We start from the raw sequence: 26,415 nt of genomic DNA on the forward strand, positions 1-26,415 counted from the left end.
CCGCCGAGATCGACCACCTTCGTCGCGCGGCCCGCGAGCGGCATCACGTCCGCTTCGCTGCCGACCGCGACGAAGCGCCCGGCGGCAATCGCGACGGCCGTCGCGACGGGGTTCGCGCGGTCGAGCGTCGTGAATCGTCCGTTGTGCAGGATCAGATCCGGTTGGGTCACGGTTGCGGTCATATGCATCACCTCTTGTTGATCAGAAGCCAAAGAGTTGTTTGACGGTGGGTAGGGCTTGCACGCCGATCAGCATGCCGAGCAACCCGACCAGCGCAATCAGCGGCGGTGCGGGAGAGCGAACCTTGATGGCGCTGTAAATCACACCGATCAGCAGGCCCGCACCAAGGGAAACCAGATAAGGTTCCATGCGATAAATCTCCCGGACAATTTCAAATGCAGGCGCAGTGTTTCGACCCGCATGCCGCGGGCGGCATTCGTGTTTCGGTCACGTCCGCCGCCCGCGGCAATGGAGCCCATGCGGCGCGTTCGCGTCGAACCGGCCGCACCGGCATCAGCCGTTACCGGCCGTCTTCACTTACTTCGCCGGAACCGGCGCAATCGACTCGTGCGGCGTCGCGGTGCGCTGCGGTGCCTTGTGGAGCATCGTGTACGCGTAGTCCACGCCCATCCCGTATGCGCCCGAATGCTCCTTCGCGATCGCCATCACCGCGTCGTACGTCTCGCGGCGCGCCCAGTCGCGCTGCCATTCGAGCAGCACCTGCTGCCACGTGACCGGCACCACGCCGGCCTGCACCATGCGCTGCATCGCGATATCGTGCGCAGCCTGCGTCGTGCCGCCCGATGCGTCGGCGACCATGTAGATCTCGTAGTCGCCTTCGAGCATCGCGCACAGCGCGAACGTCGTGTTGCAGACTTCGGTCCACAGGCCCGACACGACCACCTTCTTGCGGCCGTTCGCGGCGAGCGCGTCGCGCACCTTCTGGTCGTCCCACGAATTCATCGACGTGCGTTCGAGCGTCTTCTGGTTCGGGAACACGTCGAGCAGTTCGGGATACGTGTGGCCCGAGAAGCTCTCGCTTTCGACCGTCGTGATCGTGGTCGGGATGTTGAAGACCTTCGCGGCCTTCGCGAGGCCGACGACGTTGTTCTTCAGCGTCTGGCGATCGATCGACTGCACGCCGAACGCCATTTGCGGCTGCTGGTCGATGAAGATCAGCTGGCTGTTGTGCGGGGTAAGTACTTCAAGCTTGGGGTTGCTCATGATGGTGATGTCCTTTGACGCGGAGAAAGATGAGACTCGCCTGGCCGACGAATCCGCGAAGCGTCCAATGCGCGGTGCCGGCAACCGGCCTGCGACATTCAATACGCGAATGCGCGACCGCACCAGTTAATTGTTCTGATTCTCGCCACGCGCTGAATTCAGACTGAAAAGATCTGAATTTCATTGAATGCGCTGACGGCGAACGCGCAGACCTGATAGGCTGGCCCAAGACTTTCGGATCGACGCCAGCCCGGTATTCATCCGTATTTTTAAACGGCCGTCATTCCATTCCAGACCCATGAAACCGTACATTGCTTCACTTCTCGCCGGCATCCTCGCCGGCGTCGTTTACGCGCTGATCGGCGTGCAATCGCCGGCGCCGCCCGCCGTCGCCCTGGTGGGCCTGCTCGGCATTCTGGCCGGCGAACAGATCCTTCCCGTGGTGCGGCGGATGTTCGACGGGATCCGACTGGGAACCGCGTGGCGCGACGCGAAGTGCAACCAGCACATGTTCGGCGCGCTGCCCGGCGCACACGCCGACGCTGCCGTGAAGCGCAGCGAATCGACACCGACGTGACAGGCTGACGTCGAGCGAATGCGGCGGCGGCCCGTTGTGAACAGTATTGGAATCAGCGTCGCCCGACGGCGCGACATCGCCTGATGCCCTTGCCGTAGAAACTCGCCATGAAGCTGTCTTTCGAAGCACTCGAGGCACTGGACGCGATCGACCGCACCGGTACGTTTGCCGACGCGGCAGAGCTGGTGCACCGCGTGCCGTCCGCACTGACATACGTCGTACAGAAGCTCGAGAGCGATCTCGGCGTCGCGTTGTTCGATCGCAGCGGGCGTCGCGCGAAGCTCACGCATGCGGGCCGCGTCGTCGTCGAGGAAGGCCGCCGTCTCCTTCATGCCGCCGAACAGCTCGAACGGAAGGCCCAGCGCGCGCAGCAAGGTTGGGAAACCGAGGTCCGCGTCTGCATCGCCGAGATACTGCCGTTCGACATGATGTGGCCATACGTTCACGCGTTCTACGATCTTGAAATGGACACGCGACTGCGCTTCTCCACCGAAGTGCTCGGCGGCACCTGGGATGCGCTGATTTCGCGGCGGGCCGATCTGATCGTCGGCGCGGCGGGCGAGCCTCCGGAACTGCCGGACATCGTCGCGCAGCCCATCGGCACGCTCCGGCACGTGTTCGCGGTCGCCCCTACCCATCCGCTCGCGGCGCTGCCCGAACCGCTGTCGATGGCGGCGATCGTCGAGTATCGCAGCGCGGTGATCTCCGACACGTCCCGCGAACTTCAGCCGCAGCCGGTCGCGCTTGACGCCGGCCAACCGTATCTCGCGGTGCCGACGCTCGCCGCGAAACTGGCCGCGCAATGCGAAGGACTCGCGGTGGGTACCCTCCCGGACTGCATCGCGACGCCCGCGATCGCGCAAGGCAGGCTCGTCGCGCGGGAAGTCACCGGCATGCGCGACACGACCCATTGCTATATCGCATGGCGCGCCGACGAAGCCGGACGCGCGCTACGCTGGTGGGTCGAACAGCTCGGTCACCACGACCTCGTCGACCGGTTCACCGCGCATGCGTGACGCTGCGCTTTCCGCGAACGGTCGAGCGGTCTCGCGCTTGCCGACCTGCATCAATCAAGCTGCATCAACCAAGCGGTTCTCGAAGTCAGCGTTGAATGAAATGAAGAAACGCGGGGCGGCTTCGCCGCCGCGCCGGTGGCGCACGCAGCCGACCCCGCGTGCGGAATCGGCGTTCAGCGCGACGCGGACGGCTCGCCGGCGCGGCCGGATCGCCAGGTGAGGAAACCGAGCGCCGCAAGCGGCAGCGCCAGGGCCCAGAACCCGGCGTACAGGTACGCGGTCGCGCCGGCGCCCGCGCCGATCGCGAAACCGACAACCGGCGGCAGCGTGCGTCGCAGCCGCGCGCGTGCGGCTTCCCGTTCGGCCGGCGCGGCGATCGGCACGAGCCAGTCGAATGCATCGATGACGGCCTGCGTGACGTTGCCGGTCATCACGGTATTCGCGACGACGGTGCGCGCGGTCAGCCGGCCGTGCGCGTTCTGCACGCCCATTGCCGCCGCACCGAGCAGCCCGCAGACGATCGTCGCGGGCGCATCGGCGCTACCGATCGGCGACGCCGCGACGCCCGCGAGCATGAAGCCGGCCAGCAGGATCGTCTGCAGTGCATACAGCGAGCACGCCCGCGGGCCATGCCCGCGCACGCGCATCCGGTGATCGAGCAGGCGGGCGGCCACGATGCCCGCAATGAAGGCCGGAAACGCGAGCCACTTGATCATCAGGCCCTGGCCGACACCGGCGAGGCCCGAGCCGATGAGGATGAAGTTGCCGGTGACGTGCGCGGTAAAGAGCCCGAACAGCGCGACGAAGCCGAGCGTGTCGACATAGCCGGCGATCGAGGCGAGGAACACATCCTCGCCGCGCAGGTGATCGGGGGCCGCCGCGCCCGCTGCCGTTACTTGCGCGGGCTGCATGTCGTGGCTTCCGTGGTTCTATCGAAGGTGTCCGTATCGCGGACCCGCGCGGCGAGCACGCGCCATTGCGCCTGCACGAGCGGAATCGCATGCTCGCGGAAGACGAGGCCGAGCAGGCCCGCTGGCGCGGTCAGCGGCCGCGCGGGCGACTGCACGCGCACGAGGGGGGGCAGGAAGCCGACTGCGATGCCGGCTCCCGGCGAGATCAGGTAAGCCATGGTCCGTTCCGGTTGCGCCGCGGGCCGGCCGAAGGGCTTCGGCCTCGTGCAGCGGTTCGGGAGCAAGCGTAGGGAATGCGGGCCTGAAAGTCATGGCGGCGACCTGAAATTTTCTGAAACCGCCGAACCGCGCGCGGCACGACGCCCGCCTTCGCGGCCTGCCGCGCGGCCCTCGCCGGGGCGCGCCTTGCTATTTTTCGATCGATAAGTGCAGAATGGCCCATTCAGGAGCCGACGCATGACCGAGACCAAGCGCAATGCAGCGCCCCGTGCGCGCGGGACGACCGCCGACGACACCGCCGGCACATCGGGCCGCCGCCTCACGCCGGAAGCACGCGAACGACAGATCGTCGAAAAGGCGGTCGAACACTTCGCGACCCACGGTTTTTCCGGCAGCACGCGCGAGCTCGCGCGGCAGATCGGCGTGACCCAGCCGCTGCTCTACCGGTATTTCCCGAGCAAGGAAGCGCTGATCGATCGCGTATACGACGAGGTCTACACGTGGGACCCCGAGTGGGAAAAGCTGATCGCCGACCGCTCGGTTCCGCTCCAGCAGCGGCTCGTCGCGTTCTACCGGTCGTACGCGCAGACGATCCTGCGGCGCGAATGGATCCGCACGTTCATCTTCGCGGGGCTCAGCCGCGAGGGCTTCAATACGCGCTATCTGTCGCGGCTGCGCGAACGCGTGTTCCTGCCGGTGCTGCGCGAGCTGCGGCACGCGTACGACATCGCGACACCGGCGTCGGAAGCGCAGCGCAACGCGGAAATCGAACTGGTGTGGAGCCTGCACGCGAGCATCTTCTATCTCGGCGTGCGCAAGTGGGTATACGGGTTGCCGGTGCCCGACGATCTCGACGCGGAAATCGAACGGCAGATCGACGCGTTCCTGAACGGCACGCCGGCCGCGCTGCAGCGTGTGGCGTCCGACGCATCCGGCAAGCGCCCCCGCCGCAAGTGATGCCGGCGTGGCGTGGCGCTCAGGCCGGTTCAGAACGATTCAGCCGCGACGCACGTCGCCTGCCCTATCCTCGGACAGCATCGGACGCGTGCCGTATCGCGCACCGCCCGCACAACCGGGATTTCCCATGACGACCGACACGCTTGCACTGACCCATCACACCGTTACGGCGAACGGCATCCGCCAGCACGTCATCGAGGCCGGCGCGGGGCCCGTCGTCGTGCTGCTGCACGGCTTCCCCGAAACGAGCTTCGCGTGGCGCTTCCAGATTCCGGCGCTGGCACGGCACTATCGCGTGATCGTGCCCGACCTGCGCGGCTACGGCGAAACCGACAAGCCCGCGGCCGGCTACGACAAGCGCAACATGGCGCGCGACGTCGCCGCGCTGCTCGATGCGCTCGGCATCGGGCGCATCGCGCTCGTCGGGCACGACCGCGGCGCACGCGTCGCGACGCGTTTCGCGAAGGACTTCCCCGAACGTGTCGACCGGCTCGTCGTGATGGACAACGTGCCGACCCGCATCGTCGCGCAGAACATGACCGCGCAAACGGCCCGCGCGTACTGGTTTTTCCTGTTCCACCAGGTGCCCGACCTGCCGGAGGCGCTGATCGCCGGCAAGGAAGCCGAATGGCTCGGCTATTTTTTCGCCGACTGGTGCTACAACCCGCACGCGATCTCGGGCGATGCGTTCGACACGTACGTGCGCGCGTATCGGCGTCCGGGCGCCGTGCGCGGCGCGCTGGCGGACTATCGCGCGAACGCGGAAGACGTCCAGCAGGACCTCGTCGATGCGGATATCAGGATCGCGTGCCCGACCATGGCGATCTGGGGCGAGGATTTCTACGCGGTCGGCAAGATGTTCGACATGAAGACCGTGTGGGAAAGCATGGCAACCCACCTGCGTGCCGAGCCGATCGCGCAGTGCGGACATCTGCCGCACGAGGAGCAGCCCGAGCGCGTGAACGCGCTGCTGCTCGATTTCCTGCGCGGCTGGGGCGGCTGACGCGCCGTTCGCCGCACGCGGCATCATCGAGGGAACATCGGATGGAACACGGATCGGGCCGCAAGGCCGTCATCGCCGGCGGATCGGTCGGCGGGCTGTTCGCGGCGACCGCGCTGCGCGCGGCCGGCTGGGACGTCCGCGTCTTCGAGCAATCGCCGCACGCACTCGACAGCCGCGGCGGCGGCATCGTGCTGCAGCCGCCGATCGAGCGCGCATTCGCGTTCGGCGGCGTGGCGCTACCGCGCGACGCGGGCGTCGATTCGGTCGACCGGATCTACGTCGACGCGCAGGACCGGATCGTGCAGCGCTTCGCGATGCCGCAGACGCAGACGGGATGGAACGTGATCTACACGGCGCTGAGGCGTGCGCTGCCGGCCGAAATCATCCACGCGGGCGACGCATTCGAGCGGTTCGAGCAGGACGGCGAGCGGATCGTCGCGCATTTCGCGAGCGGCCGCGTCGAGACGGCCGACCTGCTGATCGGCGCGGACGGCGGCCGCTCGACGGTGCGCGCGCAGTTGCTGCCGGACGTGCAGCCGGCGTATGCGGGTTATGTCGCGTGGCGCGGGCTCGTCGACGAACGCGCGCTGCCCGAGCAGGTGCTGGTCATGCTGCGCGAACGCTTCACGTTCCAGCAAGGCGACCGGCACCTGTTCCTCGCCTATCTGGTGCCCGGCGCCGACGGCGCGACCGAACCGGGCGGGCGGCGCGTGAACTGGGTGTGGTACCGGCGGCTCGCGTCCGACCGGCTGCCGTCGCTGTTCCTCGCGCGCGACGGCACGCAGCGCGACGGGTCGCTGCCGCCCGGCGCGATGCGCGACGACAACCGCGCGGAACTCGTCGACGCCGCCGACCGGATGCTCGCGCCGACACTCGCCGCGCTCGTCGATGCGACCGCCGCGCCGTTCGCACAGGCGATCGTCGATCTCGCGGCCGCACGCATGGCGTTCGGCCGCGCGGTGCTGCTCGGCGACGCCGCGTGCATCGTGCGCCCGCACACCGCGGGGGGCGTCGCGAAAGCGGCGGACAACGCGGTCGATCTCGCCGAAGCGTTGCGCGACGTCGCACGCGGCGTCGCGTTCGACGCCGCGCTGGCGGGCTGGGACGCCCGTCAGCGGGCGGCCAGCGCGCTGTTGTCCGCGCGCGGGATCGCGCTCGGCGCGCGGCTGATGGGCGCGGCGTGACGGCTCGCCGGCCGGAGGTCGAGTGCCGCGCGGTGCGGATCGAAGTCGGGGTTCAACGCGCGCAGCACGCCGGCGCGCCCGCCGTCGTCATCGGGCAGTTGCGGCTGCCCGCGCGCGAACGCCGGGGCTGCGGCCGCCGCGAGCCACGCGGCGATCGCCAGCCCCGTCACGCGTATCGATATGGCGGCCCGCTTCATTGCGCGCTCGCGGTCGACACGGCGGCCGACGTCATGGCCATTGCCGTGTGGCTGTCGCCATGCGCGATCGCATACAGCTCGCGATTGCGCGCGATCGTCTGCGTGCTCGGCGGATAGTCCCAGTTCGACGTCGGCACCGTGCCGTCGCGCTCGGCCCGAACCAGGTCGGCGCGCACGTCGGCGCGCGTGACCGTATGGTCGGCGGTTTGCGCGAATGCGACGACCGGCGCGCTCAGCGCACAGGAAATCAGGACTGCACGAATCAGCTTGTTCATGACCTTCACCTCTCAAAGATAGCGTGTTCGCGTCCGCCGATCAGGCCGGACATCCGCTCCGCATCGATGCGATGAGGAGTGGTGTCCATTCTGCGATTCGCGCGCTGTCCGGAAGGTGAGGCTTCGATTACGGTCTTGTCATCTGGTCGCGGCCCGGCCGCACGGCCGTGTCGGTCAACGCGCAGCGGTTTCCGGATTCCGCACGCTGCTCAGAAACCGCGTCAACTCCACCGTCTGCGGCCGCTCGAAGATTTCCTCGGCCGTCCCGCTCTCCCACACGCGTCCCTGGTGCATGAACACGATCCGGTCGCTCACCGCCCGCGCGAAGTTCATCTCGTGCGTGACCATGATCAGCGTCATGTCCTCGCGCGCGAGTTGCTCGACGACGCCCAGCACCTCGCCGACGAGCTCGGGATCGAGCGCGGACGTGATCTCGTCGCACAGCAGCACGCTCGGCTTCATCGCGAGCGCACGCGCGATCGCGACGCGCTGCTGCTGGCCGCCCGACAGCTGTTCCGGAAACGCGTCGAACTTGTCGCCGAGGCCGACGCGCTCGAGCATCAGCTCCGCGATCGCGCGCGCCTGCTGGCGGTGCGACTTCTTCACCACCGACTGCGCGAGCATCACGTTCTGTCCGGCGCTCAGATGCGGAAACAGGTTGTATTGCTGGAACACCATGCCGACCTTCAGCCGCAGTGCACGCAAGTCCGCATGCCGTGCATCGACGCGTTCGCCGTCGACCGAGATCGTGCCCGCGTCGATGCTCTCGAGCCCGTTGAGCGTGCGCAGCAGCGTGCTCTTGCCCGAGCCGCTGCGGCCGATGATCGACACGACCTGCCCGCGCTCGACGGACAGATCGATGCCCTTGAGCACATGATGGGTGCCGAAGTTCTTTTCGAGACCCCGGGTTTCAACGAGCGGCATGCCATCTCCTTTGCAACGTGCGCGCATAACGGGTAAGCGGATAGCAGAGCGCGAAATAGATCAGCGCGACGAGGCCATACACGACGAACGGCCGGAACGTCGCGTTCGAGATCGCGATGCCGACCTTCGTCAGCTCGGTGAAGCCGATGATCGACACCAGCGCCGTATCCTTCACGGCCTGCACGCCGAAGCCGACCGTCGGCGCGATCGCGATGCGCGCGGCCTGCGGCAGGATCACGTGACGCAACTGCTCGACATAACTCATCGCGAGGCTCGCCGATGCTTCCCACTGCCCTTTCGGCACCGCCTCGACGCAGCCGCGCCAGATCTCGGCCAGATAGGCGCTGGTGAAGAACGTGAGCCCCGCGGTGGCCGCGACCCACGGCGAAACGTCGAGCCCGACGAGCGGCAAGCCGAAGAACACGATGAACAGTTGCATCAGCAACGGCGTGCCCTGGAACACTTCGATATAGAGTTTCGCGACGCCGCGCAGCACCGTCGAATTCGACACGCGCATCACAAGCAGCCCGAGGCCGACGAGGCCGCCGGACACGAACGACACGATCGACAGCACGATCGTCCAGCGCGCGGCCAGCAGCAAGTTCGCGAGCATCTGCCCGAACGTGAAATCGGTCATCGCGCACCTCGCATGCGGCGGGAGAACAGGCGGCGGCCCATCGCGCCGAGCGTCGCGCGCATCAGCAGCGCCATCGCCAGATACGCGAGCGTGATCACGAAGTACGTCTCGAATGCGCGGAAGTTGCGCGACTGGATGTAGCTGGCCGCATAGGTCAGATCGGCCACCGAGATCTGCGACACGACCGCCGAGCCGAGCATCGTGATCACGATCTGGCTCGACAGCGCGGGAAACACCTTGGCGAGCGCCTGCGGCAGCACGACGTGGCGCAGCATCTGCGCGCGCGACATCGCGAGCGCGGACGCCGCCTCCAGATGCCCTTTCGGCACGGCGGCCACGCCCGCGCGCACGATCTCGACCGAGTACGCGCCGAGATTGAGCGTCATCGCGAGGATCGCGGCCGTGTATTCGTCGATGTGCACGCCGAGCGCCGGCAAGCCGAAGAAGATGAAGAACAGCTGGACGACGAACGGCGTATTGCGAATCGCCTCGACGTACGCGCCGATCAGCGGGCGAAGTTTCACGGCCGCGCGCGCGTCGGCGCTGTACGCGGCCGCGCCGAGCACGCCGACCGCCACGCCGAGCACGGTCGCGACCGCGGTCAGCGCGAGCGTGATCGCCGCGCCGCTCGCGAATACGCCGGCATACTCGGCAAGCTCGCCGAATTGAAGCTGGTAGCTCATGGGAACGGGATAGATTCGGGTTCGGACAACGACACGCGCCGCGCCGGGCATCCCGGCCGCGGCGACGTGTCACGCGACACGGCGATGCGTCACAGTCCGGCCGGCAACGGCTGGCCGAGCCACTTGCGCGACATTTCGCCCAGCGAGCCGTCCTGCTTCGCATGCGCGATCGCATCGTCGATCTTCGCGAGCAGGCGCGGTTCGTTCTTGTTGACGCCGACGAAGCACGGCGAATTCTTGATCACGAACTTGACCTCGGGGCGGCGCGGCGGATTCTTCGCGAGAATCGCCGCCGCGACGATGTTGCCGGCCGCGATCAGTTGGACCTGCCCCGACAGGAAAGCCTGGATCGTCGCGTTGTTGTCCTCGAAGCGCTTGATCGTCGCGTTCGGCGCGAGCTGCGACAGCGCGATCTCCTCGAGCGCGCCGCGCGTCGCGCCGACCGTCTTGCCGCCGAGGTCGGCGGGCGTGCTCACCTTCACGTCGGACGGCCCGAACACGCCCTGGAAATACGGTGCGTACGCGCTCGAGAAGTCGATGACCTTCTCGCGCTCCGGCGTCTTGCCGAGCGACGAGATCACCATGTCGACCTTGTTGGTCGTCAGGTACGGAATCCGGTTCGCACTGTTGACGGGCACCAGTTTCAGCTTGACGCCGAGCGCCTTGGCGAGGAGTCCGGCCATGTCGATGTCGTAGCCCTGCGGCTGCATGTCCGTGCCGACCGAACCGAACGGCGGATAGTCCTCGGGCACCGCGACGCGCAGCGTGCCGTTCTTCGCGATGGTGTCGAGCGCATCGGCGTGGGCCGGCGCGGCGGCGAACAGCGCGATCACGGGGGCGGCGAGCAGCGCAGCCAGCCAGGTGCGTCGGGGGAACGGTCGGGTCGTCGAGCTCACGGTGAATCTTCCTTGTCTGGTATGTCGTCGGGCAGCGCGCAACGATTGCGCGGCCGACACCACTCCAGCAAAAACCGGGCCACCGACGTGAAACGCTTGCCGCACCGGCATGAGGCGGAAATTTCGGCGAACCTCTCGGCGAACCGGATTCCTCATTTCGGTGCACGAACCGGTGCCGTCGGTAACGCTTGCCCCCGCAGCGCGCGCCGGCGCACCAAATTACCTATCCGGTTCACCCGGCGCCGGGGCCCTATGCACGGATTCGAACAGCCCCAGTCCAAATTTGCATTCCGTTTGTGACGGGAATTACGGCTGAATACGTTCGCGACGTACCGGGCCTTTCGTCACGTCCGACGAATCGCGATCAGGACCGGCGCGCTCGATTGCGCGCGCTGCTCCTCCGGTACCGGTGGTCCCGATCGTCCCGCGATCGGGGCGAGTCCCATCCCATCCGTGCGCGAGGATACCGTCATGGCATCGATTCCCGACCCGTCGACAACCGGCGAAACCGACAAACGCAGCTGGCTCGAATCGCACGAAGCCGGCTATCACAAGACCCTCGGCAATCGACAGGTGCAGATGATCGCAATCGGCGGGGCCATCGGCACCGGGCTGTTTCTCGGCGCCGGCGCGCGGCTGCAGGCCGCCGGCCCGGCGCTCGCGATCGTCTACCTGGTGTGCGGCGCGTTTTCGTTCCTGATCCTGCGCGCGCTCGGCGAGCTGGTGATGCATCGCCCCAGCAGCGGCAGCTTCGTGTCGTACGCACGCGAATTCCTCGGCGAGAAGGCATCGTTCGTCGCCGGCTGGATGTACTTCCTGAACTGGGCGATGACCGGCATCGTCGACATCACCGCCGTCGCGCTCTACATGCATTACTGGGCGCCGTTCGCGGCCGTGCCGCAGTGGATCTTCGCGCTCGTCGCGCTGTGCATCGTCGCGACGATGAACCTGATCGGCGTGAAATGGTTCGCCGAGATGGAGTTCTGGTTCGCGCTGATCAAGGTCGCCGCGATCGTGCTGTTTCTCGTGATCGGTGCGGCGATCCTCGGCACGGGCATGCCGGTGGCCGGCCATGGCACCGGCATGCATCTGATCACCGACAACGGCGGGTTCTTTCCGCACGGACTGATGCCGGCGCTGGTGCTGGTGCAGGGCGTGGTGTTCGCGTTCGCGGGCGTCGAACTGGTCGGCACGGCCGCCGGCGAATGCAAGGACGCGCGCAAGGTGCTGCCGCGCGCGATCAACAACGTGATCTGGCGCATCGCGATTTTCTACGTCGCGTCGGTCGTGCTGCTGGTCTGCCTGCTGCCGTGGAGCGCGTACAAGGCGGGCCAGAGCCCGTTCGTCACGTTCTTCGGCGCGCTCGGCGTGCCGGGTATCGGCTCGGTGATGAACCTGGTGGTGCTCACAGCCGCGCTGTCGAGCCTGAACTCCGGCCTGTATTCGACGGGGCGCGTGTTGCGTTCGCTGTCGATGGGCGGCTCGGCCCCCGCGTTCCTCGCGCGGATGAGTTCGCAATCCGTCCCGTACGCGGGCATTCTGGTGACGGTCGCGATCTATGTGGTCGGCGTGCTGCTCAACTATCTGGTGCCGTCGAGCGTGTTCGAGATCGTGCTGAACATCGCGTCGCTCGGCATCATCAGCACATGGGGCTTCATCGTCGTGTGCCAGATGAAGTTCCGCGCCGCGGTCAGGCGCGGCGACGTGGAAGACGTCGCGTTCAGGATGCCGGGCGCGCCCGTGACGTCGTGGCTCACGCTGCTGTTCCTGCTCGGCGTGCTGGTGTTGATGGCATTCGACTACCCGAACGGGACGTGGACGATTGCGTCGATCCCGCTGGTCGCGCTGCTGCTCGTGGCCGGCTGGAAGTGGCTGAGCCGTCGCGCGCGCCGTGCGTTGCTCAAGCCGACGATTCCGTCGATCGCGCTCACGCAGAACGTGCTCGAGAACGGCGAGCACTGACTCGCGGCGGCACGCGCGCCGTCGAACGATCCGCCGTCGGGCCAACGACGGCGGTCGACCGCCGCATTCAGTGATGCTCGTACAACGGTTGCTCGTCGAGCGACGCGAGCGATGCGAACGACGGCGCAGCGGTCTTGGCCGCGACGCTCGGCCGCGCGGCGGCCGATTGCGCTTGCTGTGCCGCGACCTTCGCTTCCGCGGCCTGGATGTCGTCGGGATAGTACGGATCGCTGCCGACCGGACGATAACCGGCCTTTTCGACGCGGACGAGATCGGCGCGCACGTCGGCCCGTGTGACCGCATGGTCGGTGGTTTGCGCAAATGCGACGATCGGTGCGCTCAGTGCGCAGGACAGCAGGACTGCACGAATCAGGTTGTTCATGATGTTCACCTCTCAAAGATGGCGTGTTCGCGTCCGCAGATCAGGCCGGACCTCCGCTCCCCATCGATGCGATGAAGAGTTGGGTGCATTCTGCGATTCGCGCGCTTTCCTGAAGGTGAGGCTTCGATTACGGTTTTGTTATCTGATCGCTGGCGCCCGTCGTGGGCGCGTCGAGCGGTCGTACTTCCGGAATCATCGCGGCCTGCCCGTGCACGATTCCGTCCGCGTCCATGAGCTGCCACACGGTCGCGCGCTCGATCCAGAACCGCTTGCCGGACTTCGTCACCCGCACGCCGCGGTATTCGGACACGAAGCCGTCGCGCATCACCTTGTCGAGAAACACCTGACGCTCGTGTCGCTCCATCGGCTCCGCCGACAGACGGGACGGCAACGCCGTCAGTTCATCCCAGTCGTATTCGAAAATCGCCTGCGCGCGCTGATTGCCGTACACGAAGACCGGATCGGCCGACGTGTCGTGCGCAAGCACGCCGAATGGCGCCGTACCGTACAGCCACGCGGCGCCGTCGGCCGCGCTCATGCCGTCGGGCACCAGCGGACGGTTCACGAGCCGGCGATACGAATCGGCAAGAAGGAGGAAGAAGTTTGCATCGGTGCGCAACGACATCGGTCTGGCTCCTGAAATCGGCGAGATACGCGAATGAGCGAAGGTTTTGCCGCCGGACATTATAGGGATGAAGCGGCGCACGGCCGTCGGCGACGACGGTCCGGCCAGCGCGCATCGCGCTGCGCGCCCCGCCGCACGGCCGCTGTCGCCACGCCCGCACAGATAACGGTTTCGTAATCTTCGAGTCAGGGTCGGGTCAACGCCGCGCCGGCAGACTGCATGCTCGTCGCATCGAATGCGCATCCAAGCCCTGCTTCGAGGAGCACCATCATGTGGATCGTCCGGCTGGCGTTACGCAGGCCCTACACGTTCGTCGTACTCGCACTGCTGATCTTCATCGCGGGGCCGCTCGCGCTGCTGCGCACGCCGACGGACATTTTCCCGAGCATCGACATTCCGGTCGTCAGCATCGTCTGGTCGTACAACGGCTTCTCCGCCGAGGACATGGCCAAGCGGATCACGTCGAACTACGAACGCGCGCTCACGTCCGACGTCGACGACATCGAGCACATCGAGTCGCAGTCGCTGAACGGCGTGTCGGTCGTGAAGATCTTCTTCCATCCGGGCGCCGACATCAATCGCGCGATCGCGGAAGCCGCGAGCAACGCCGCGTCGATCCTGCGCATCCTGCCGCCCGGCACGCTGCCGCCGAACATCATCACGTACAACGCGTCGACCGTGCCGATCCTGCAGCTCGGCCTGTCGAGCGACACGCTCCCCGAGCAGCAGCTGTACGACCTCGGCAACAGCTTCATCCGCACGCAGCTCGCGACCGTCCAGGGCGCGGCCGTGCCGCTGCCGTTCGGCGGCAAGATTCGTCAGATCGTCGTCGATCTCGATACGCGCGCGCTGCAGGCGAAGGGGCTCGCGCCGATCGACGTCGTCAACGCGATCAACGCGCAGAACCTGATCCTGCCGGGCGGCACCGCGAAGATCGGCACGCACGAATACAACGTGCAGATGAACGGCAGCACGCAGACGGTCGCCGCGCTGAACGACCTGCCGGTGAAGACGATCGGCGGTAATGTCGTCTATGTGCGCGACGTCGCGCACGTTCGCGACGGCTACGCGCCGCAGACCAACATCGTACGGGCGGACGGCAAGCGCGCGGCGCTGCTGACGGTCGAGAAGACCGGCAGCACGTCGACGCTGACGATCATCGACCAGGTGAAGACGATGCTGCCGAAGATCGCGGCCGGGCTGCCCAAGGCGCTGCACATTTCGCCGCTCGACGATCAGTCCGTGTTCGTGAAGGCGGCGGTCCAGGGCGTCGTGCGCGAGGCGCTGATCGCCGCGTGCCTGACCGCGCTGATGATCCTGCTGTTCCTCGGCAGCTGGCGCGCGACGCTGATCATCGCGATCACGATCCCGCTCGCGGTGCTCACGTCGCTGCTCGCGCTGTCCGTGCTCGGCCAGACCATCAACATCATGACGCTCGGCGGGCTCGCGCTCGCGGTCGGGATCCTCGTCGACGACGCGACCGTCGCGATCGAGAACATCACGCATCATCTCGAGCTCGGCGCGCCGCTCGAGGAGGCCATTCTGACCGGCGCGGGCGAAATCGCGGTGCCGACCTTCGTGTCGACGCTGTCGATCTGCATCGTGTTCGTACCGATGTTCCTGCTGACCGGCGTCGCGCGCTATCTGTTCGTGCCGCTCGCCGAAGCCGTGATCTTCGCGATGATCGCGTCGTACTTCTTCTCGCGCACGCTGGTGCCGACGCTCGCGATGGCGCTGATGCGCGCCAAAGGCAGCGGCCGGCCGCCGCGCGGCGTATTCGCGCGCATCGCACGTTTCCAGGCCGCGTTCGAGCATCGCTTCGAGGCCGTGCGGCTGCGCTATCGCGCGCTGCTGTCGGCGGCGATCGCACATCGCCGCCGCTTCGCGGCCGCGTTCCTGCTCGCCTGCGTCGCATCGACCGGCCTCTATGCGTTCGCCGGGCAGGACTTCTTCCCGTCGGTCGACACCGGCGAGATCCGCCTGCACCTGCGCGCGCCGACCGGCACGCGGATCGAGGAAACCGCGCGGCTGACCGACCAGGTCGAAGCAAAGATCCGCGGCGTGATTCCGGCGAACCAACTCGCCGGCGTGCTCGACAACATCGGCGTGCCGGTGAGCGGGATCAACCTCACGTACGACTCGTCGGACCCGATCGGCACCGAGGACGCCGACGTGCTCGTCACGCTGAAGCCGAATCACGCGTCGACCGCCGCGTACGTCGCGAAGCTGCGCAACGTGCTCGCGCAATCGTTCCCCGGCGTGACGTTCGCGTTCCTGCCGGCCGACATCGTCAGCCAGATCCTGAATTTCGGGCTGCCCGCGCCGATCGACATCCAGATCGTCGGCAACAAGCTCGACCAGAACCGGGCGGTCGCGAACGCGCTGCTCGCGAAGCTGCGCGGTGTGCGCGGGCTCGTCGACGCGCGCATCCAGCAGCCCGGCGACGAACCGGCGATCAACGTGAACGTCGATCGCACGAAGGCGATCCAGGCCGGCCTCGAACAGCGCGACGTCGCGCAGAACCTGCTGATCGCGCTGTCCGGCAGCTCGCAGACGACGCCGAACTTCTGGCTCGATCCGCGCAACGGCGTCAGCTACCCGGTGCTCGTGCAGACGCCGCAATACACGGTGAATTCGCTGCAGTCGCTCGCGAACGTGCCGCTGCCCGCCGGCACCGCCAGATCGCCGCAGACGCCGGCCGGCGGCCCGGCCGCGGGCGCGCCCGCGCAGAACCTGCTCGGCTCGCTCGGCACGTTTTCGCGCGCGACGCAGCAGGCCGTGGTGTCGCACTACAACGTGCAGCCGGTGCTCGACATCTTCGCGTCGGTGCAGGGGCGCGACCTCGGCGGCGTCACGGCCGACGTGACGAAGCTCGTCGACGCCGCGCGCGCGCAACTGCCGCCCGGTTCGTCGATCGTGCTGCGCGGCCAGGTGCAGGCGATGCACGAATCGTTCGCGGGCCTGCTCGGCGGCCTCGCGCTCGCGATCTCGCTGGTCTACCTGCTGATGGTCGTGAACTTCCAGTCGTGGCTCGATCCGCTCGTGATCGTCGGCGGGCTGCCCGCGTCGCTCGCCGGCATCGCGTGGATGCTGTTCGTCACGCGCACCACGCTGTCGGTGCCCGCGCTGACCGGCACGATCCTGTGCATCGGCATCGCGACCGCGAACAGCATCCTCGTCGTGAATACGGCGCGCGAACTGCTCGCGGGCAGCGCATCGCCGTGGCAGGCCGCGCTCGACGCCGGCTTCAGCCGCTTCCGGCCCGTCGTGATGACCGCGCTCGCGATGCTGATCGGCATGTTGCCGATGGCGCTCGGCCTCGGCGACGGCGGCGAGCAGAACGCGCCGCTCGGCCGCGCGGTGATCGGCGGCCTCGCGTTCGGCACGGTGTCGACGCTGCTGTTCGTGCCGGTGCTGTTCGGCTTCGTCCACGCGTGGCTCGCGCGGCGTCGCGACGCCGCGGCCGCCCGGCGCGCGCAGCACGCACCCGATACGCCGGCGCTGCGTTGAGCGCAGGCGCCCCACCTTTCCTATCCATCGATTCGCCCGACCCCGGACCCATCATGAACGACTCGATCGAACCCGTCGCGCCGCCGCCCGCCGCCGAAGCGGCCACCGCGGCCGCAGCCGTGCCGCCCGCCGCCCGCGGCGGCGCCCCCGACACCCCGCCGGCCCGCGGCCGCCGCAAGCTGGCCGTGCCGCTCGCGGCCGTCGCGCTCGCCGCCGCGCTGCTCGCGCTCGGCATCGTGCCGCGTATCGACGCACGCGCCGCGCAACGTGCGCAGGTGGCCGTGCAGCAGGCGCTGCCGGTGTCCATCGTCGTGCCCGGCGCGGCGCCGGCCGACCAGACGCTGACGTTGCCCGGCTCGGTCGCGCCCTATGCGGACGCATCGATCTATGCGCGCACGAGCGGCTATATCGCGCACTGGAGCGTCGATCTCGGCACGCACGTGAAGGCCGGCCAGACGCTCGCGCAGATCTCGGCGCCCGATCTCGACGCGCAGCTGCGCCAGGCGCGCGCCGACGAAGCGAGCGCACAGGCGAACTACGACTATGCGAAATCGACCGCGCAGCGCTGGCAGGACATGCTGAAAACGCAGTCGGTGTCGCAGCAGGACACCGACACGAAGGTCGCGGACATGAACGCGAAGCGCGCGATGCTCGCGTCCGCGCAGGCGAACGTCGCGCACCTTGCCGAACTCGTGTCGTACGAGTCCGTCACCGCGCCGTTCGACGGCGTGATCACCGCACGCAACGTCGACGTCGGCACGCTGGTCACCGCGGGCGGCACGCCCGGCAGCCCCGGCCTGTCGGGCGAACTGTTCCATCTCGAACAGACGGACACGCTGCGCGTGTTCGTCGACGTGCCGCAGGACAGCGCGGCCGGCGTGTCGACCGGCACGCCGGTCTACCTGACGACGCCGCAGTATCCGGGACGGCGCGTTGCCGCGCGTGTCGCGCGCAGCGCGGGCGCGATCGATCCCGTCACGCGCACGCTGCGCGTCGAGATCGACGTCGACAACCGCGACGGCACGCTGATGCCCGGTGCGTATGCGCAGGCGCATCTCGTCTTGCCGAGCGCGGCGCCGGCGCTCGACCTGCCGGTCAGTGCGCTGCTGTTCCGCCCGAACGGCGTGACGGTCGCCACCGTCGGCGCGAACGGACGCACCGCGCTGAAGACCGTGCAGATCGGGCGCGATTTCGGCACGCGCGTGGAGATCGTCGCGGGGCTCGCGGCGACCGATCGCGTAATCGATAACCCCGGCGATGCGATCACGGCCGGGGAAGCCGTGAAGATCGTGGCGACTTCGCGCGATGCGGCGCCGGTTGCGGCTTCGGCTGCTTCGGCTGCTTCGGCTGCTTCGTCCGCGCAGGCCGCGCAACCGGCGTCCGCGACCGGTGCGCGCGACGTGCCGCCGCTGCGCGCGGCCGGCGTCGCACGCGCTGCTTCAACGCCCGCTCCGGCGCCCGCCCGCGGCTAACCCATCGACGACCACCCACGAGATGCCTGCCATGCGCCTTCTTCATCCGCTCCCGTTCGCTCGCCGCATCGTCGCGCTCGGCGCCGTCGCCACATTGACCGCCTGCTCGACGCTGCCGCCCTATTCGCCACCCGCCGTCGCGGTGCCCGCGCACTACGCGGGCGCGCCGGCCGCGCAAGCCGGCTGGCACGTCGCGATGCCCGCGGACGCCGCCGCGCGCGGCGCGTGGTGGACCGTGTTCGGCGACGCCGACCTGAACACGCTCGAAGCCCGCGTCGACGTGTCGAACCAGACGGTGAAGAAAGCCGTCGCCGACCTGCAGCAGGCACGCGCGATGGTCGACTATCAGCACGCCGGTTTCCTGCCGACGATCACGGCAGGCGTCGCGCAAAGCCGCTCGCGCGTGTCGCAAAACCGGCTCGGTTCGTCGCTCGCCGGCAAGACGACGCCCGACTACCAGGCCGGCGTGGCCGCGAGCTGGGAACCCGACGTGTTCGGCCGCGTGCGCGACGCGGTGACCGGCGCGCAGGCGAATGCCGCCGCGAGCGCGGCCGACCTGCAGGCCGTGAAGCTGTCGGTCACGGCCGAACTCGCGACCGACTATTTCGCGCTGCGCTCGCTCGACACGCAGAAGCAGTTGCTCGATGACACGGTGCACGCGTACGCGGACGCGCTGACGCTGCTCAAACAACAACTCGCGGCCGGTGCGATCGACGCGTCGGCGGTTGCGCAAGCCGACACGCAGCTCGAATCGACGCGCACGCAGGACACCGACATCGACGCGTCGCGTGCGCAGTTGCAGCACGCGATCGCGACGCTCGTCGGCGAGAGCGCATCGACGTTCGCGCTGCCGCCGCGCGTGCAGGCGTTCCACGTGCCGGCCATTCCGGCCGGCGTGCCGTCGCAACTGCTCGAGCGGCGGCCCGACATCGCGGCGGCCGAGCGCCGTGTCGCGGCCGCGAACGCGCAGATCGGCGAGGCGCGCGCCGCGTTCTTTCCCGATCTGGTGCTGTCGGCGAGCGCCGGCCTCGAGAGTTCGTTCTTCGCGCCGTGGCTCGCCGCGCCGAGCCTGTTCTGGTCGCTCGGCCCGCAACTCGCCGGCACGCTGTTCGACGGCGGCCGCCGCAGCGCGTCGCTGCGCGGCGCGCATGCGCAATACGACGGCGCGGTCGCCGATTACCGGCAAACCGTGCTCGTCGCGTTCCAGCAGGTCGAGGATCAGTTGTCCGCGATCGATGCGCTCGCATCCGAAGCCGGCAGCCAGCAACGCGCGACCGACGCAGCCGACCTGTCGCTGCGGCTGACGACGAATCGCTTCAATGCGGGCGCCGTCAGCTATCTGGACGTGGTGACCGCGCAGACGATCGCGCTGACGAACCGGCGCACGGCCGATCAGATCGACGCGCGGCGGATCGAGGCGGAAGTCGGGTTGCTGAAGGCATTGGGTGGTGGCTGGCAGACAGGGGCGAACGCAGGCTCTGGTGCGGAATCGAACACCGGCGTGAAGGGACACGCCGGGGCCGCGCAACCCGAACCCGCCGTCACGCCGCCGGCGGCTGGTTGAACCTGCAAGGAACGCGTGCCGCGCGCTATGCCCGCAAAAATCCTTTCGCGGCGCACTTGTGATGCTGTCTAGGGGAAACAACCACTAGAGTCGCCCCACCGGGCTTCGGATGATGGTTATATTGTTGTGCACGCACCAATTTGTTGATCATCCGTTACGTGCACGCTATGCTTTTGCCACGAGTAGCTTTCCTCATTACGCCGCTCATGAACCAAATCCGACATTGCAAGCGCTTGAAGGCGCATTAGCAAAATCTTCGCGCATACGTCCCCCGTTTTTTGCATGAGCGCAACGCGTGCAGACACAAAAAGAACGTCGCTCTCAGCCTTTGCTGACGGCACTACCACAAGTTTTCCCATTAGCCGTATCTGTGGTGACCGTTAGCAGAACCTTCGAACGGCAACAGCGACGGACCACGCTGTTGCTCGCCCCCGTTCAACCGGGCGCGACCGTCTGATGTGCGGCTTGGCTGGGCTGATTCGCTACGACGGCCAGGCACCCGCACAGGTCGAGCGGGTGCTCGCCATGCGCGAGCAACAACGGCATCGTGGGCCAGACGGCCGGGGCTTATGGCATGACCAACACGCCGTGCTTGCTCACGACCGTTTGGCGCTACTCGACGCCGAGCATGGCGCGCAGCCGATGTGCAGTGCCGACCATCGTTACGTGCTGGTCTACAACGGTGAAATCTACAACTACGCTGAGCTTCGCCGCGAACTGAGCGCGCACTGGTCGTTCCGTACGAACACCGACACCGAGGTGGTGCTAGCCGCGTATGCGGTTTGGGGCGAAGTGTGTCTTCGGCGCTTCAACGGCATGTTCGCGTTCCTGGTGTGGGACACCCATCGTCAACGCGCCTTTGCCGCGCGCGACCGGCTGGGCGTCAAGCCGTTCGTTTACCTGCAACAGGGGCCGGAAGTCCTGTTTGCGTCGGAGGCCAAAGGACTGCTGCCCGCGATGCAAGCGCCGCGTGCGAATGTCGACGCCGTGCTGGAATACCTGGTGGCGCCGTTCTTCAGCGGCGTGGCGCAACCCATGTTCGAAGGCATGGCGTACCTGCCGCCCGGGCATCTGCTGCGCGTGGATCGCGATGGCTTGCAGCTATCGCGCTGGGCGCCGGAGATTGCCGAAAACCCGGCCACCCGGGCCGACGATATCGCTCCCGCGCTGCGCGAGCGCCTCGCCGCAGCCGTCCAGCGCAGCTTGATCGCCGATACACCGGTCGGCCTGTTTTTCAGCGGTGGCCTCGACTCCACGCTGATCGGCGGCCTGGCGCGAGCGGCAGGTGCGACACCGCCCTGCTTCACCATTCGCTTTGAAGATCACCATCGCTACGACTACGCGCGTTCGCTGATCGTGGCTTCCGATGATCAACCTTTCGCCGAGCAGGCCGCCGATGAATTGGGTCTGCCACGTGAAGACGTCACACCGACGCGCTCGACACTCGCCCAGGATCTGCTGCAATTGGCCACGCAGAACGATGCCCTGCCCGCGTGGGAACAGGAGCTGGCGCAACATTACCTGGCGCGAGCCGCCAGCACGCGCGTCAAGGCGGTATTGGTGGGCGATGCCGCCGATGAAACGCACTACGGCTATCACTTCTTGCTCGACCCGCACGCCACCCGTGACCCGACCCATATCCTGCAACGCTTGACCGCCGATCCCTATCTACGGCCCGGCCTGCTGGCGCAACCGTTGCAACACTACGGCGAGGTCTATCGCCAACTGGCGATCGCCGCCGGACACGATTGGCATACGCCCGCCTCACGTCTGCGCGCCACGCAATGGCTGGTGCGCCATCGTTGGTTGCAGCGGCTGTTGCATAACGGCGATATCCATGGGATGGCACATGGACTGGAAGCGCGCATCCCCTTCAGCGATACCGAAGTTCTGGACCTGGCTGCCACCATTCCGGCCGAACTGGCGCTACGTGATGGCGTGGAAAAGGCCATGTTGCGTGAAGCGTCGCGCGGTGCGTTGCCGGAAGCCGTGCGCCTGCGCAGGAAATCGGCCTTACCCAAGGATCAAGGCAACGGCGAGGCATTGCGCCAGCACACCCGCGAAATACTGGCTACGGACGCCGACCGCATCGCCGGCTTGCTCGACGTACCCCGGCTGCAGCGCCGCTGCGCCGATCCATCGCCGCTGAATGAGCAAGAGCGCGCCATCATGTTTCGGGCGTGCTCGTTGGCTCACTGGTCGCGGGTTCACGGCGTGAGCATGCCATGAGGCGAGCCTCGTTTTGCGTGGTGCCCGAGAAGGAGCATCTCAATCTTTGTGTCGAACCCGACCAGCGCTTGCGAACCGGTAGGCTTCGAAGTGGCGTTCTACGCGCCCGCCGCCGGGCCCGAACCCGCCGTCACGCTGCCGGCGGCCGGTTGAACGTGAGCACGAACCGCGTGTCGCGCGCGTCGCTTTCGACCTGCGCGGTGCCGCCGTGGAGTTCCATCACCGAGCGCACGATCGCAAGGCCGAGCCCGGCCGTGCCGCCTGGCACACCGCCGCTGCGCGCGGGGTCGCCGCGCACGAACCGGTCGAAGATCCGCGGCAGCAGCGCGGGATCGATCGGCTCGCCCGGATTCGCGACGACGACGCGCACCGCGTCCGGCGTTTCGTCGACAGCGAGCGTGATGACGCCACCGGCCGGCGTGTAACGCAGCGCGTTCGCGAGCAGGTTGCCCACCGCGCGACGAAACAGCTCGACGTCGGCGGTCAGTTGCCCGTGCCCGTCGACGCGCAGCGTCGAGCCCGCTTCGTCGGCGAGCCCCTCGAAATACTCGGCGATGCGCTCGAGTTCCTCGCGCACGTCGAATGCGCGCTGCCGCGTGACGAAGCTCGGGTGCTCGGCGCGCGCGAGAAACAGCACGTTCTCGATCATCCGCGCGAGACGGTCGTATTCCTCGAGATTCGATTCGAGCAGCGTCTGGTACTCGTCGACCGAACGCGGTCGCGCGAGCGCGACTTCGGTCGCGCCGCGCATGTTGTTCAGCGGCGTGCGCAAGTCGTGCGCGAGATCGGCGCTGAATTGCGACAGATGCGCGAACGCCTGCTGCAGGCGGCCGAGCATCGCGTTCTGCGCATCGACGAGCGCGCGCAGTTCGGGCGGCGCGCGCGACGCATCGAGCCGCGTGTCGAGCTTGTCGACCGTGATCCGGCCGGTGTCGTCGACGATCTCGCGCAGCGGCGCGAGCGCCTTGCGAATCAGCCAGTACCCGAGCAGCAGCGCGAACAGCGCGCCGAGCGCGCCGGCAAGCTTGAGCCGGTCGCGGTAGCCTTCGAGCAGATCGGCCCGGTCGTGCATGTTGCGCGCGATCGCGATGCGGATCGGCGTGCGGTCGCCGAGTGCGGCCTCGATCAGGACGCCGCGCATCGGTGTGCCGCCGCCGGCGGTCCATGTGACGAGCCGGTCGGCCGTGATCCGGTCGTTCGACGGAACCGGCACCGCGTGCGGCGCGAACAGCTGCGCGTCCGCCAGCGGAACGGATGCGACCGCAGGCGCGTCGTCGAGCGCCGCGAGCCGGACGTTGTGGCGCGCGAGCACGTCGCCCTGCGCATCGACGACGACCATCGACAGCGCCTCGTTGCCCAGCACCTGGCTCGTGAGCCGCTCCGCGTGCGCGCGAACCGCGTCGAGCGACTCGAGTTCGCCCGCGAGCCGGCGCGTGTGACGCGCGGCCAGCACGATGTCGAGATCGTCCTGCGTGTTGACCTGTCGCTCGAGGCCCGCATACACGTATGCGCCGACGAGCGCGAACGCGGCGAGCGTGGTTGCGGCGAACGCGAGCGCGAGCGTCGCCGCAAGCGAGCGCGGGCGCGTCATGCGTCGTCCTTCGGTTCGAGCACGTAGCCCACGCCGCGCACGGTATGGATCAGCTTGACCGGGAACGCATCGTCGATCTTCGCGCGCAGGCGCCGGATCGCGACCTCGACGACGTTGGTGTCACTGTCGAAATTCATGTCCCACACGTACGACGCGATCTGCGTGCGGCTCAGCACCTCGCCCTGCCGGCGCGCGAGCAGCTGCAGCAGCGAGAATTCGCGCGGCGTCAGGTCGATCCGCGTGGCGCCGCGCTTCACGCGGCGGCGCACCACGTCGATTTCCAGATCGCCGACCACCAGGTGTTCGGTCTCGCGCGGCGGCCCGCGACGCGCGAGCGTGCGGATGCGGGCGAGCAGTTCGACGAACGCGAACGGCTTCACGAGGTAGTCGTCGGCGCCGAGTTCGAGGCCGTGCACGCGGTCCTGCACGTCGTCGCGCGCGGTCAGGAACAGCACCGGCGTCGTGTGCGTTTCGCGCAGCCGCTTGAGCACGCCCCAGCCGTCGAGCACGGGCAGCATCACGTCGAGCACGATCACGTCGTAACGCTCTTCCTGCGCGAGCATCAGCCCTTCAGCGCCGTCCTTCGCGAGATCGACGCTGAAGCCCGATTCCTCGAGCCCCTTCTTCAGGTACGCGCCCGTCTTCGGTTCGTCTTCGACTATCAGGATGCGCATGGCGGCTCCGTCGCTTTGGTGGGGACATCCGGCGATGTTACCCGGAAATGGCGACACGGCTTCGCACGGTGCAGGCGCGAACGGCGTAGATGACAAAACGGTAATCGGACGGTCAGCCTGGCGTGCGGTCGCGGAGCGACGCGGCGGGTCGAGCGTGCCCGCCTTTCGGTTGAATGCCTCGAGCGCAGTCTTCGCCTCGCAAGGTGTCTCGTCCGCACTCGCCGCTAGCTATCTTCCACCGAGCGCGACGTAAAGGGCGACCTGATTCGTGAGAATCGCATAGCGTACGTTCGCGAGTTCGGCATCGGCGTTGCGGGTCGCTTGCTGCGCATCGAGCAAGTTCTGTACGGGAATCGAACCCGCCCGGTATTGCCAGCCGATGCGTTGCTCGCTTTGTCGCGCCGCTTCGAGCGCATCGGCCCATTGCGTGATTTCAGCCTGATAGTCGGCGCGCGCGGCAAGTGCGTTCTCTACATCAGCAAGTGCCTGATAAAACGTCCTGGCGAATGCAACCGCCGCGGCGTCATGGGCTGTTTGTGCCGAACCCACCTGCGCTTTCATCGTCCAGACATTCAGAAACGGCGCCGCGACATCGGCTGCGATCGTGCCGAGCGGGTTTTGCAACAGATTGCGCAATGCGTCGCTCGCGGTACCGGCCGACCCCGTCAACGTGAGGTTAGGGTAGAAACTGGTCCGTACGGCATCCACCCTTGCGAGTGTGCTTCGCGTGCGCAATTCCGCCGCCATGACGTCCGGACGGCGAACGAGCACGGAAGCCGGCACACCTGCGGCGACGGCGGGCAACGAGGTCGTCAGACGCGCCGAAGGTACGTCGAAGACTTCGCCTGGTGGCTGACCCAGCAAGATCGCGAGCGCGTTTTCGGTTTGTGTTCGCTGCGCCAGTAGCGCATTGCGCGACGCGCGTTGCGACGCGAGCGATTGACGGGCGGCAAGCAGGTCCACTGCCGTAATCGCCCCCGACGCATACCGGACATTCGTCAATGCCAGCGTTTGCTCGCCGTAAAGAATCGATGCATCGCTCTGTTCGATCTGTTCCGCCAGCAGCGCGAGCAACCAGTAGTCTTGGGCGACCAGGGATGCGATGGTCATCTTGACCGTCCGTTCATCCTGCTCGGTTGCCCGCGCCTCCCAGCGCGATGCATCGGTCGAACTCGACAGCGAACCCCATAGGTCGACGACATAGCTGGCCGATGCGAGAAGCGATTTCGAGTGCGACACGACGCGCGCACCACGCAGCGAATGAGAATTCGACAACTCCGCGCTAGAGCTGATCAGGGGCAATTGATTTGCGCGGGCGAGATCGACGGCAAATTGCGCCGCGCGCAGATTGACGACGGCGGTCTTGAGATCGTGATTGCCCGCCAACGCCCGCTCTACAAGCCGGTTCAGCTCCGGATCACCGAACGCATTCCACCACGGGTCGATATTCGCATCACCGCCGGGGTTCGCTTCCGTTTCCGCTGGCAACGACCTGGACGCGTCAGGAACGTCACTTCGGTTGTAAGACGCGCCGACCGACACGGAAGCGGAGGTCTGCCCCGCGGCGGCAGACTCTGCCTGCCAATGCCGCGGAATCGAGACCTCGGGCCGCGTCCATGTCGTGCGCGTCAACGTCCCGCATGCGGTGACGCCAAGCGACACGATCAACAAGGCGATCGTGCGGAATCGCGACATCGACCTGG

General features: G+C 67.5%; 26 protein-coding genes. 10 read left to right on the top strand and 16 right to left on the bottom strand.

Features of this window, described 5'->3' with window-relative positions; translation table 11 throughout:
• The 3 genes from J8I35_RS28580 to J8I35_RS28590 form a co-directional block, all read right to left on the bottom strand.
• The coding region (locus J8I35_RS28580) for a hypothetical protein (protein WP_148093459.1) at window positions 1-182 on the bottom strand (182 nt) is incomplete at its 3' end.
• A gap of 19 nt (window positions 183-201) precedes the next feature.
• Window positions 202-369, bottom strand: a complete 168-nt coding sequence (locus J8I35_RS28585) for a DUF1427 family protein (RefSeq protein WP_014725963.1) — start codon at window positions 367-369, stop codon at window positions 202-204.
• Window positions 370-537: 168 nt separating this feature from the next.
• A complete protein-coding gene (locus tag J8I35_RS28590; RefSeq protein ID WP_034175518.1) occupies window positions 538-1,224 on the bottom strand; it encodes a hydrolase in 687 nt (228 codons plus the stop codon).
• A 298-nt stretch (window positions 1,225-1,522) separates the two neighbouring features.
• Here J8I35_RS28590 and J8I35_RS28595 point away from each other — a divergent pair, with 298 nt between their 5' ends.
• Both J8I35_RS28595 and J8I35_RS28600 read left to right on the top strand, forming a co-directional pair.
• Window positions 1,523-1,801 (top strand): XapX domain-containing protein, encoded by a 279-nt coding sequence (locus tag J8I35_RS28595; protein WP_124557432.1) that lies wholly within the window; start codon window positions 1,523-1,525, stop codon window positions 1,799-1,801.
• A 107-nt stretch (window positions 1,802-1,908) separates the two neighbouring features.
• Entirely contained in the window at window positions 1,909-2,817 is a 909-nt protein-coding gene (locus J8I35_RS28600) for a LysR family transcriptional regulator (protein ID WP_209928160.1), read from the top strand.
• A gap of 173 nt (window positions 2,818-2,990) precedes the next feature.
• Here J8I35_RS28600 and J8I35_RS28605 read toward each other — a convergent pair whose 3' ends face one another.
• Together J8I35_RS28605 and J8I35_RS28610 are read right to left on the bottom strand one after the other, a co-directional pair.
• Window positions 2,991-3,728, bottom strand: coding sequence for a YoaK family protein (locus J8I35_RS28605; RefSeq protein ID WP_050017619.1), 738 nt, complete (start codon window positions 3,726-3,728; stop codon window positions 2,991-2,993).
• Window positions 3,710-3,946 carry a DUF1427 family protein gene (locus tag J8I35_RS28610; protein WP_089490279.1) on the bottom strand — a complete coding sequence of 79 codons (237 nt, stop codon included), beginning with the start codon at window positions 3,944-3,946 and terminating at the stop codon, window positions 3,710-3,712. Before J8I35_RS28610 ends, J8I35_RS28605 begins: the two co-directional genes overlap by 19 nt.
• 238 nt (window positions 3,947-4,184) lie before the next feature.
• On the opposite strand from J8I35_RS28610, the gene J8I35_RS28615 reads away from it, so the two are divergent.
• From J8I35_RS28615 to J8I35_RS28625, 3 genes are all read left to right on the top strand, one after another.
• Window positions 4,185-4,904 carry a TetR/AcrR family transcriptional regulator gene (locus tag J8I35_RS28615; protein WP_124557429.1) on the top strand — a complete coding sequence of 240 codons (720 nt, stop codon included), beginning with the start codon at window positions 4,185-4,187 and terminating at the stop codon, window positions 4,902-4,904.
• A 127-nt stretch (window positions 4,905-5,031) separates the two neighbouring features.
• Window positions 5,032-5,907 carry an alpha/beta hydrolase gene (locus J8I35_RS28620; protein ID WP_050017622.1) on the top strand — a complete coding sequence of 292 codons (876 nt, stop codon included), beginning with the start codon at window positions 5,032-5,034 and terminating at the stop codon, window positions 5,905-5,907.
• A 41-nt stretch (window positions 5,908-5,948) separates the two neighbouring features.
• Window positions 5,949-7,091: an FAD binding domain-containing protein gene (locus tag J8I35_RS28625; protein WP_209928162.1), complete on the top strand. Its 1,143-nt coding sequence runs from the start codon at window positions 5,949-5,951 to the stop codon at window positions 7,089-7,091.
• Here the strand turns inward: J8I35_RS28625 and J8I35_RS28630 are convergent.
• From J8I35_RS28630 to J8I35_RS28655, 6 genes are all read right to left on the bottom strand, one after another.
• Window positions 7,019-7,288 (bottom strand): hypothetical protein, encoded by a 270-nt coding sequence (locus J8I35_RS28630; RefSeq protein WP_050017624.1) that lies wholly within the window; start codon window positions 7,286-7,288, stop codon window positions 7,019-7,021. The genes J8I35_RS28625 and J8I35_RS28630 overlap by 73 nt on opposite strands.
• Window positions 7,285-7,563 carry a DUF4148 domain-containing protein gene (locus tag J8I35_RS28635; RefSeq protein ID WP_176016159.1) on the bottom strand — a complete coding sequence of 93 codons (279 nt, stop codon included), beginning with the start codon at window positions 7,561-7,563 and terminating at the stop codon, window positions 7,285-7,287. The genes J8I35_RS28630 and J8I35_RS28635 overlap by 4 nt, the downstream gene beginning before the upstream one ends.
• Before the next feature lie 174 nt (window positions 7,564-7,737).
• On the bottom strand, window positions 7,738-8,487 hold the full coding sequence (locus J8I35_RS28640; protein WP_050017625.1) for an amino acid ABC transporter ATP-binding protein: 750 nt from the start codon (window positions 8,485-8,487) through the stop codon (window positions 7,738-7,740).
• The gene (locus J8I35_RS28645) at window positions 8,474-9,124 is read right to left on the bottom strand and encodes an amino acid ABC transporter permease (protein ID WP_050017626.1); all 651 of its coding nucleotides are present in this window, start codon (window positions 9,122-9,124) and stop codon (window positions 8,474-8,476) included. The genes J8I35_RS28640 and J8I35_RS28645 overlap by 14 nt, the downstream gene beginning before the upstream one ends.
• Window positions 9,121-9,807 (bottom strand): amino acid ABC transporter permease, encoded by a 687-nt coding sequence (locus J8I35_RS28650; protein ID WP_050017627.1) that lies wholly within the window; start codon window positions 9,805-9,807, stop codon window positions 9,121-9,123. Before J8I35_RS28650 ends, J8I35_RS28645 begins: the two co-directional genes overlap by 4 nt.
• Window positions 9,808-9,896: 89 nt before the next feature.
• The gene (locus tag J8I35_RS28655; protein ID WP_089490277.1) at window positions 9,897-10,703 is read right to left on the bottom strand and encodes a transporter substrate-binding domain-containing protein; all 807 of its coding nucleotides are present in this window, start codon (window positions 10,701-10,703) and stop codon (window positions 9,897-9,899) included.
• A 471-nt stretch (window positions 10,704-11,174) separates the two neighbouring features.
• On the opposite strand from J8I35_RS28655, the gene ansP reads away from it, so the two are divergent.
• A complete protein-coding gene (gene ansP, locus J8I35_RS28660) occupies window positions 11,175-12,665 on the top strand; it encodes an L-asparagine permease (RefSeq protein WP_050017630.1) in 1,491 nt (496 codons plus the stop codon).
• Between the two features lie 67 nt (window positions 12,666-12,732).
• Here ansP and J8I35_RS28665 read toward each other — a convergent pair whose 3' ends face one another.
• Together J8I35_RS28665 and J8I35_RS28670 are read right to left on the bottom strand one after the other, a co-directional pair.
• Window positions 12,733-13,047, bottom strand: a complete 315-nt coding sequence (locus tag J8I35_RS28665) for a DUF4148 domain-containing protein (protein ID WP_124557423.1) — start codon at window positions 13,045-13,047, stop codon at window positions 12,733-12,735.
• Window positions 13,048-13,174: 127 nt separating this feature from the next.
• Window positions 13,175-13,672: an MEKHLA domain-containing protein gene (locus J8I35_RS28670; protein WP_209928244.1), complete on the bottom strand. Its 498-nt coding sequence runs from the start codon at window positions 13,670-13,672 to the stop codon at window positions 13,175-13,177.
• A 270-nt stretch (window positions 13,673-13,942) separates the two neighbouring features.
• On the opposite strand from J8I35_RS28670, the gene J8I35_RS28675 reads away from it, so the two are divergent.
• The 4 genes from J8I35_RS28675 to asnB all read left to right on the top strand — a co-directional run bounded on the left by J8I35_RS28675 (window position 13,943) and on the right by asnB (window position 22,447).
• Window positions 13,943-17,182 carry an efflux RND transporter permease subunit gene (locus J8I35_RS28675; protein WP_089490275.1) on the top strand — a complete coding sequence of 1,080 codons (3,240 nt, stop codon included), beginning with the start codon at window positions 13,943-13,945 and terminating at the stop codon, window positions 17,180-17,182.
• 53 nt (window positions 17,183-17,235) lie between these two features.
• Complete coding sequence (locus J8I35_RS28680; RefSeq protein ID WP_209928164.1) at window positions 17,236-18,654, top strand: efflux RND transporter periplasmic adaptor subunit; 1,419 nt, start codon at window positions 17,236-17,238, stop codon at window positions 18,652-18,654.
• A gap of 31 nt (window positions 18,655-18,685) precedes the next feature.
• Window positions 18,686-20,218, top strand: coding sequence for an efflux transporter outer membrane subunit (locus J8I35_RS28685; RefSeq protein WP_209928166.1), 1,533 nt, complete (start codon window positions 18,686-18,688; stop codon window positions 20,216-20,218).
• Window positions 20,219-20,674: 456 nt separating this feature from the next.
• Window positions 20,675-22,447 carry an asparagine synthase (glutamine-hydrolyzing) gene (gene asnB, locus J8I35_RS28690; protein ID WP_209928168.1) on the top strand — a complete coding sequence of 591 codons (1,773 nt, stop codon included), beginning with the start codon at window positions 20,675-20,677 and terminating at the stop codon, window positions 22,445-22,447.
• A 130-nt stretch (window positions 22,448-22,577) separates the two neighbouring features.
• Here the strand turns inward: asnB and J8I35_RS28695 are convergent, their stop codons facing one another.
• The 3 genes from J8I35_RS28695 to J8I35_RS28705 all read right to left on the bottom strand — a co-directional run bounded on the left by J8I35_RS28695 (window position 22,578) and on the right by J8I35_RS28705 (window position 26,407).
• Window positions 22,578-24,038: a heavy metal sensor histidine kinase gene (locus J8I35_RS28695; RefSeq protein WP_209928170.1), complete on the bottom strand. Its 1,461-nt coding sequence runs from the start codon at window positions 24,036-24,038 to the stop codon at window positions 22,578-22,580.
• Window positions 24,035-24,712: a heavy metal response regulator transcription factor gene (locus tag J8I35_RS28700; protein WP_050014215.1), complete on the bottom strand. Its 678-nt coding sequence runs from the start codon at window positions 24,710-24,712 to the stop codon at window positions 24,035-24,037. Before J8I35_RS28700 ends, J8I35_RS28695 begins: the two co-directional genes overlap by 4 nt.
• A 228-nt stretch (window positions 24,713-24,940) precedes the next feature.
• The gene (locus J8I35_RS28705; protein WP_209928172.1) at window positions 24,941-26,407 is read right to left on the bottom strand and encodes an efflux transporter outer membrane subunit; all 1,467 of its coding nucleotides are present in this window, start codon (window positions 26,405-26,407) and stop codon (window positions 24,941-24,943) included.
• Between the last annotated feature and the right edge of the window lie 8 nt (window positions 26,408-26,415).

It is taken from the genome of Burkholderia sp. CpTa8-5 (assembly GCF_017815045.1).
In the GTDB taxonomy this organism is placed as follows: domain Bacteria; phylum Pseudomonadota; class Gammaproteobacteria; order Burkholderiales; family Burkholderiaceae; genus Burkholderia; species Burkholderia sola.

Bases quoted from the DNA above. Each gene is read 5' to 3' on its own strand.
- J8I35_RS28610 (WP_089490279.1), bottom strand. From the start codon at position 3,946: ATGGCTTACCTGATCTCGCCGGGAGCCGGCATCGCAGTCGGCTTCCTG.
- J8I35_RS28615 (WP_124557429.1), top strand. From the start codon at position 4,185: ATGACCGAGACCAAGCGCAATGCAGCGCCCCGTGCGCGCGGGACGACC.
- J8I35_RS28595 (WP_124557432.1), top strand. From the start codon at position 1,523: ATGAAACCGTACATTGCTTCACTTCTCGCCGGCATCCTCGCCGGCGTC.
- J8I35_RS28605 (WP_050017619.1), bottom strand. From the start codon at position 3,728: ATGCAGCCCGCGCAAGTAACGGCAGCGGGCGCGGCGGCCCCCGATCAC.
- J8I35_RS28635 (WP_176016159.1), bottom strand. From the start codon at position 7,563: ATGAACAAGCTGATTCGTGCAGTCCTGATTTCCTGTGCGCTGAGCGCG.
- J8I35_RS28665 (WP_124557423.1), bottom strand. From the start codon at position 13,047: ATGAACAACCTGATTCGTGCAGTCCTGCTGTCCTGCGCACTGAGCGCA.
- J8I35_RS28670 (WP_209928244.1), bottom strand. From the start codon at position 13,672: ATGTCGTTGCGCACCGATGCAAACTTCTTCCTCCTTCTTGCCGATTCG.
- J8I35_RS28650 (WP_050017627.1), bottom strand. From the start codon at position 9,807: ATGAGCTACCAGCTTCAATTCGGCGAGCTTGCCGAGTATGCCGGCGTA.
- J8I35_RS28685 (WP_209928166.1), top strand. From the start codon at position 18,686: ATGCGCCTTCTTCATCCGCTCCCGTTCGCTCGCCGCATCGTCGCGCTC.
- J8I35_RS28645 (WP_050017626.1), bottom strand. From the start codon at position 9,124: ATGACCGATTTCACGTTCGGGCAGATGCTCGCGAACTTGCTGCTGGCC.
- J8I35_RS28625 (WP_209928162.1), top strand. From the start codon at position 5,949: ATGGAACACGGATCGGGCCGCAAGGCCGTCATCGCCGGCGGATCGGTC.
- J8I35_RS28695 (WP_209928170.1), bottom strand. From the start codon at position 24,038: ATGACGCGCCCGCGCTCGCTTGCGGCGACGCTCGCGCTCGCGTTCGCC.
- J8I35_RS28585 (WP_014725963.1), bottom strand. From the start codon at position 369: ATGGAACCTTATCTGGTTTCCCTTGGTGCGGGCCTGCTGATCGGTGTG.
- J8I35_RS28640 (WP_050017625.1), bottom strand. From the start codon at position 8,487: ATGCCGCTCGTTGAAACCCGGGGTCTCGAAAAGAACTTCGGCACCCAT.
- J8I35_RS28600 (WP_209928160.1), top strand. From the start codon at position 1,909: ATGAAGCTGTCTTTCGAAGCACTCGAGGCACTGGACGCGATCGACCGC.
- J8I35_RS28630 (WP_050017624.1), bottom strand. From the start codon at position 7,288: ATGAAGCGGGCCGCCATATCGATACGCGTGACGGGGCTGGCGATCGCC.
- J8I35_RS28705 (WP_209928172.1), bottom strand. From the start codon at position 26,407: ATGTCGCGATTCCGCACGATCGCCTTGTTGATCGTGTCGCTTGGCGTC.
- asnB (WP_209928168.1), top strand. From the start codon at position 20,675: ATGTGCGGCTTGGCTGGGCTGATTCGCTACGACGGCCAGGCACCCGCA.
- J8I35_RS28675 (WP_089490275.1), top strand. From the start codon at position 13,943: ATGTGGATCGTCCGGCTGGCGTTACGCAGGCCCTACACGTTCGTCGTA.
- J8I35_RS28680 (WP_209928164.1), top strand. From the start codon at position 17,236: ATGAACGACTCGATCGAACCCGTCGCGCCGCCGCCCGCCGCCGAAGCG.
- J8I35_RS28590 (WP_034175518.1), bottom strand. From the start codon at position 1,224: ATGAGCAACCCCAAGCTTGAAGTACTTACCCCGCACAACAGCCAGCTG.
- ansP (WP_050017630.1), top strand. From the start codon at position 11,175: ATGGCATCGATTCCCGACCCGTCGACAACCGGCGAAACCGACAAACGC.
- J8I35_RS28700 (WP_050014215.1), bottom strand. From the start codon at position 24,712: ATGCGCATCCTGATAGTCGAAGACGAACCGAAGACGGGCGCGTACCTG.
- J8I35_RS28620 (WP_050017622.1), top strand. From the start codon at position 5,032: ATGACGACCGACACGCTTGCACTGACCCATCACACCGTTACGGCGAAC.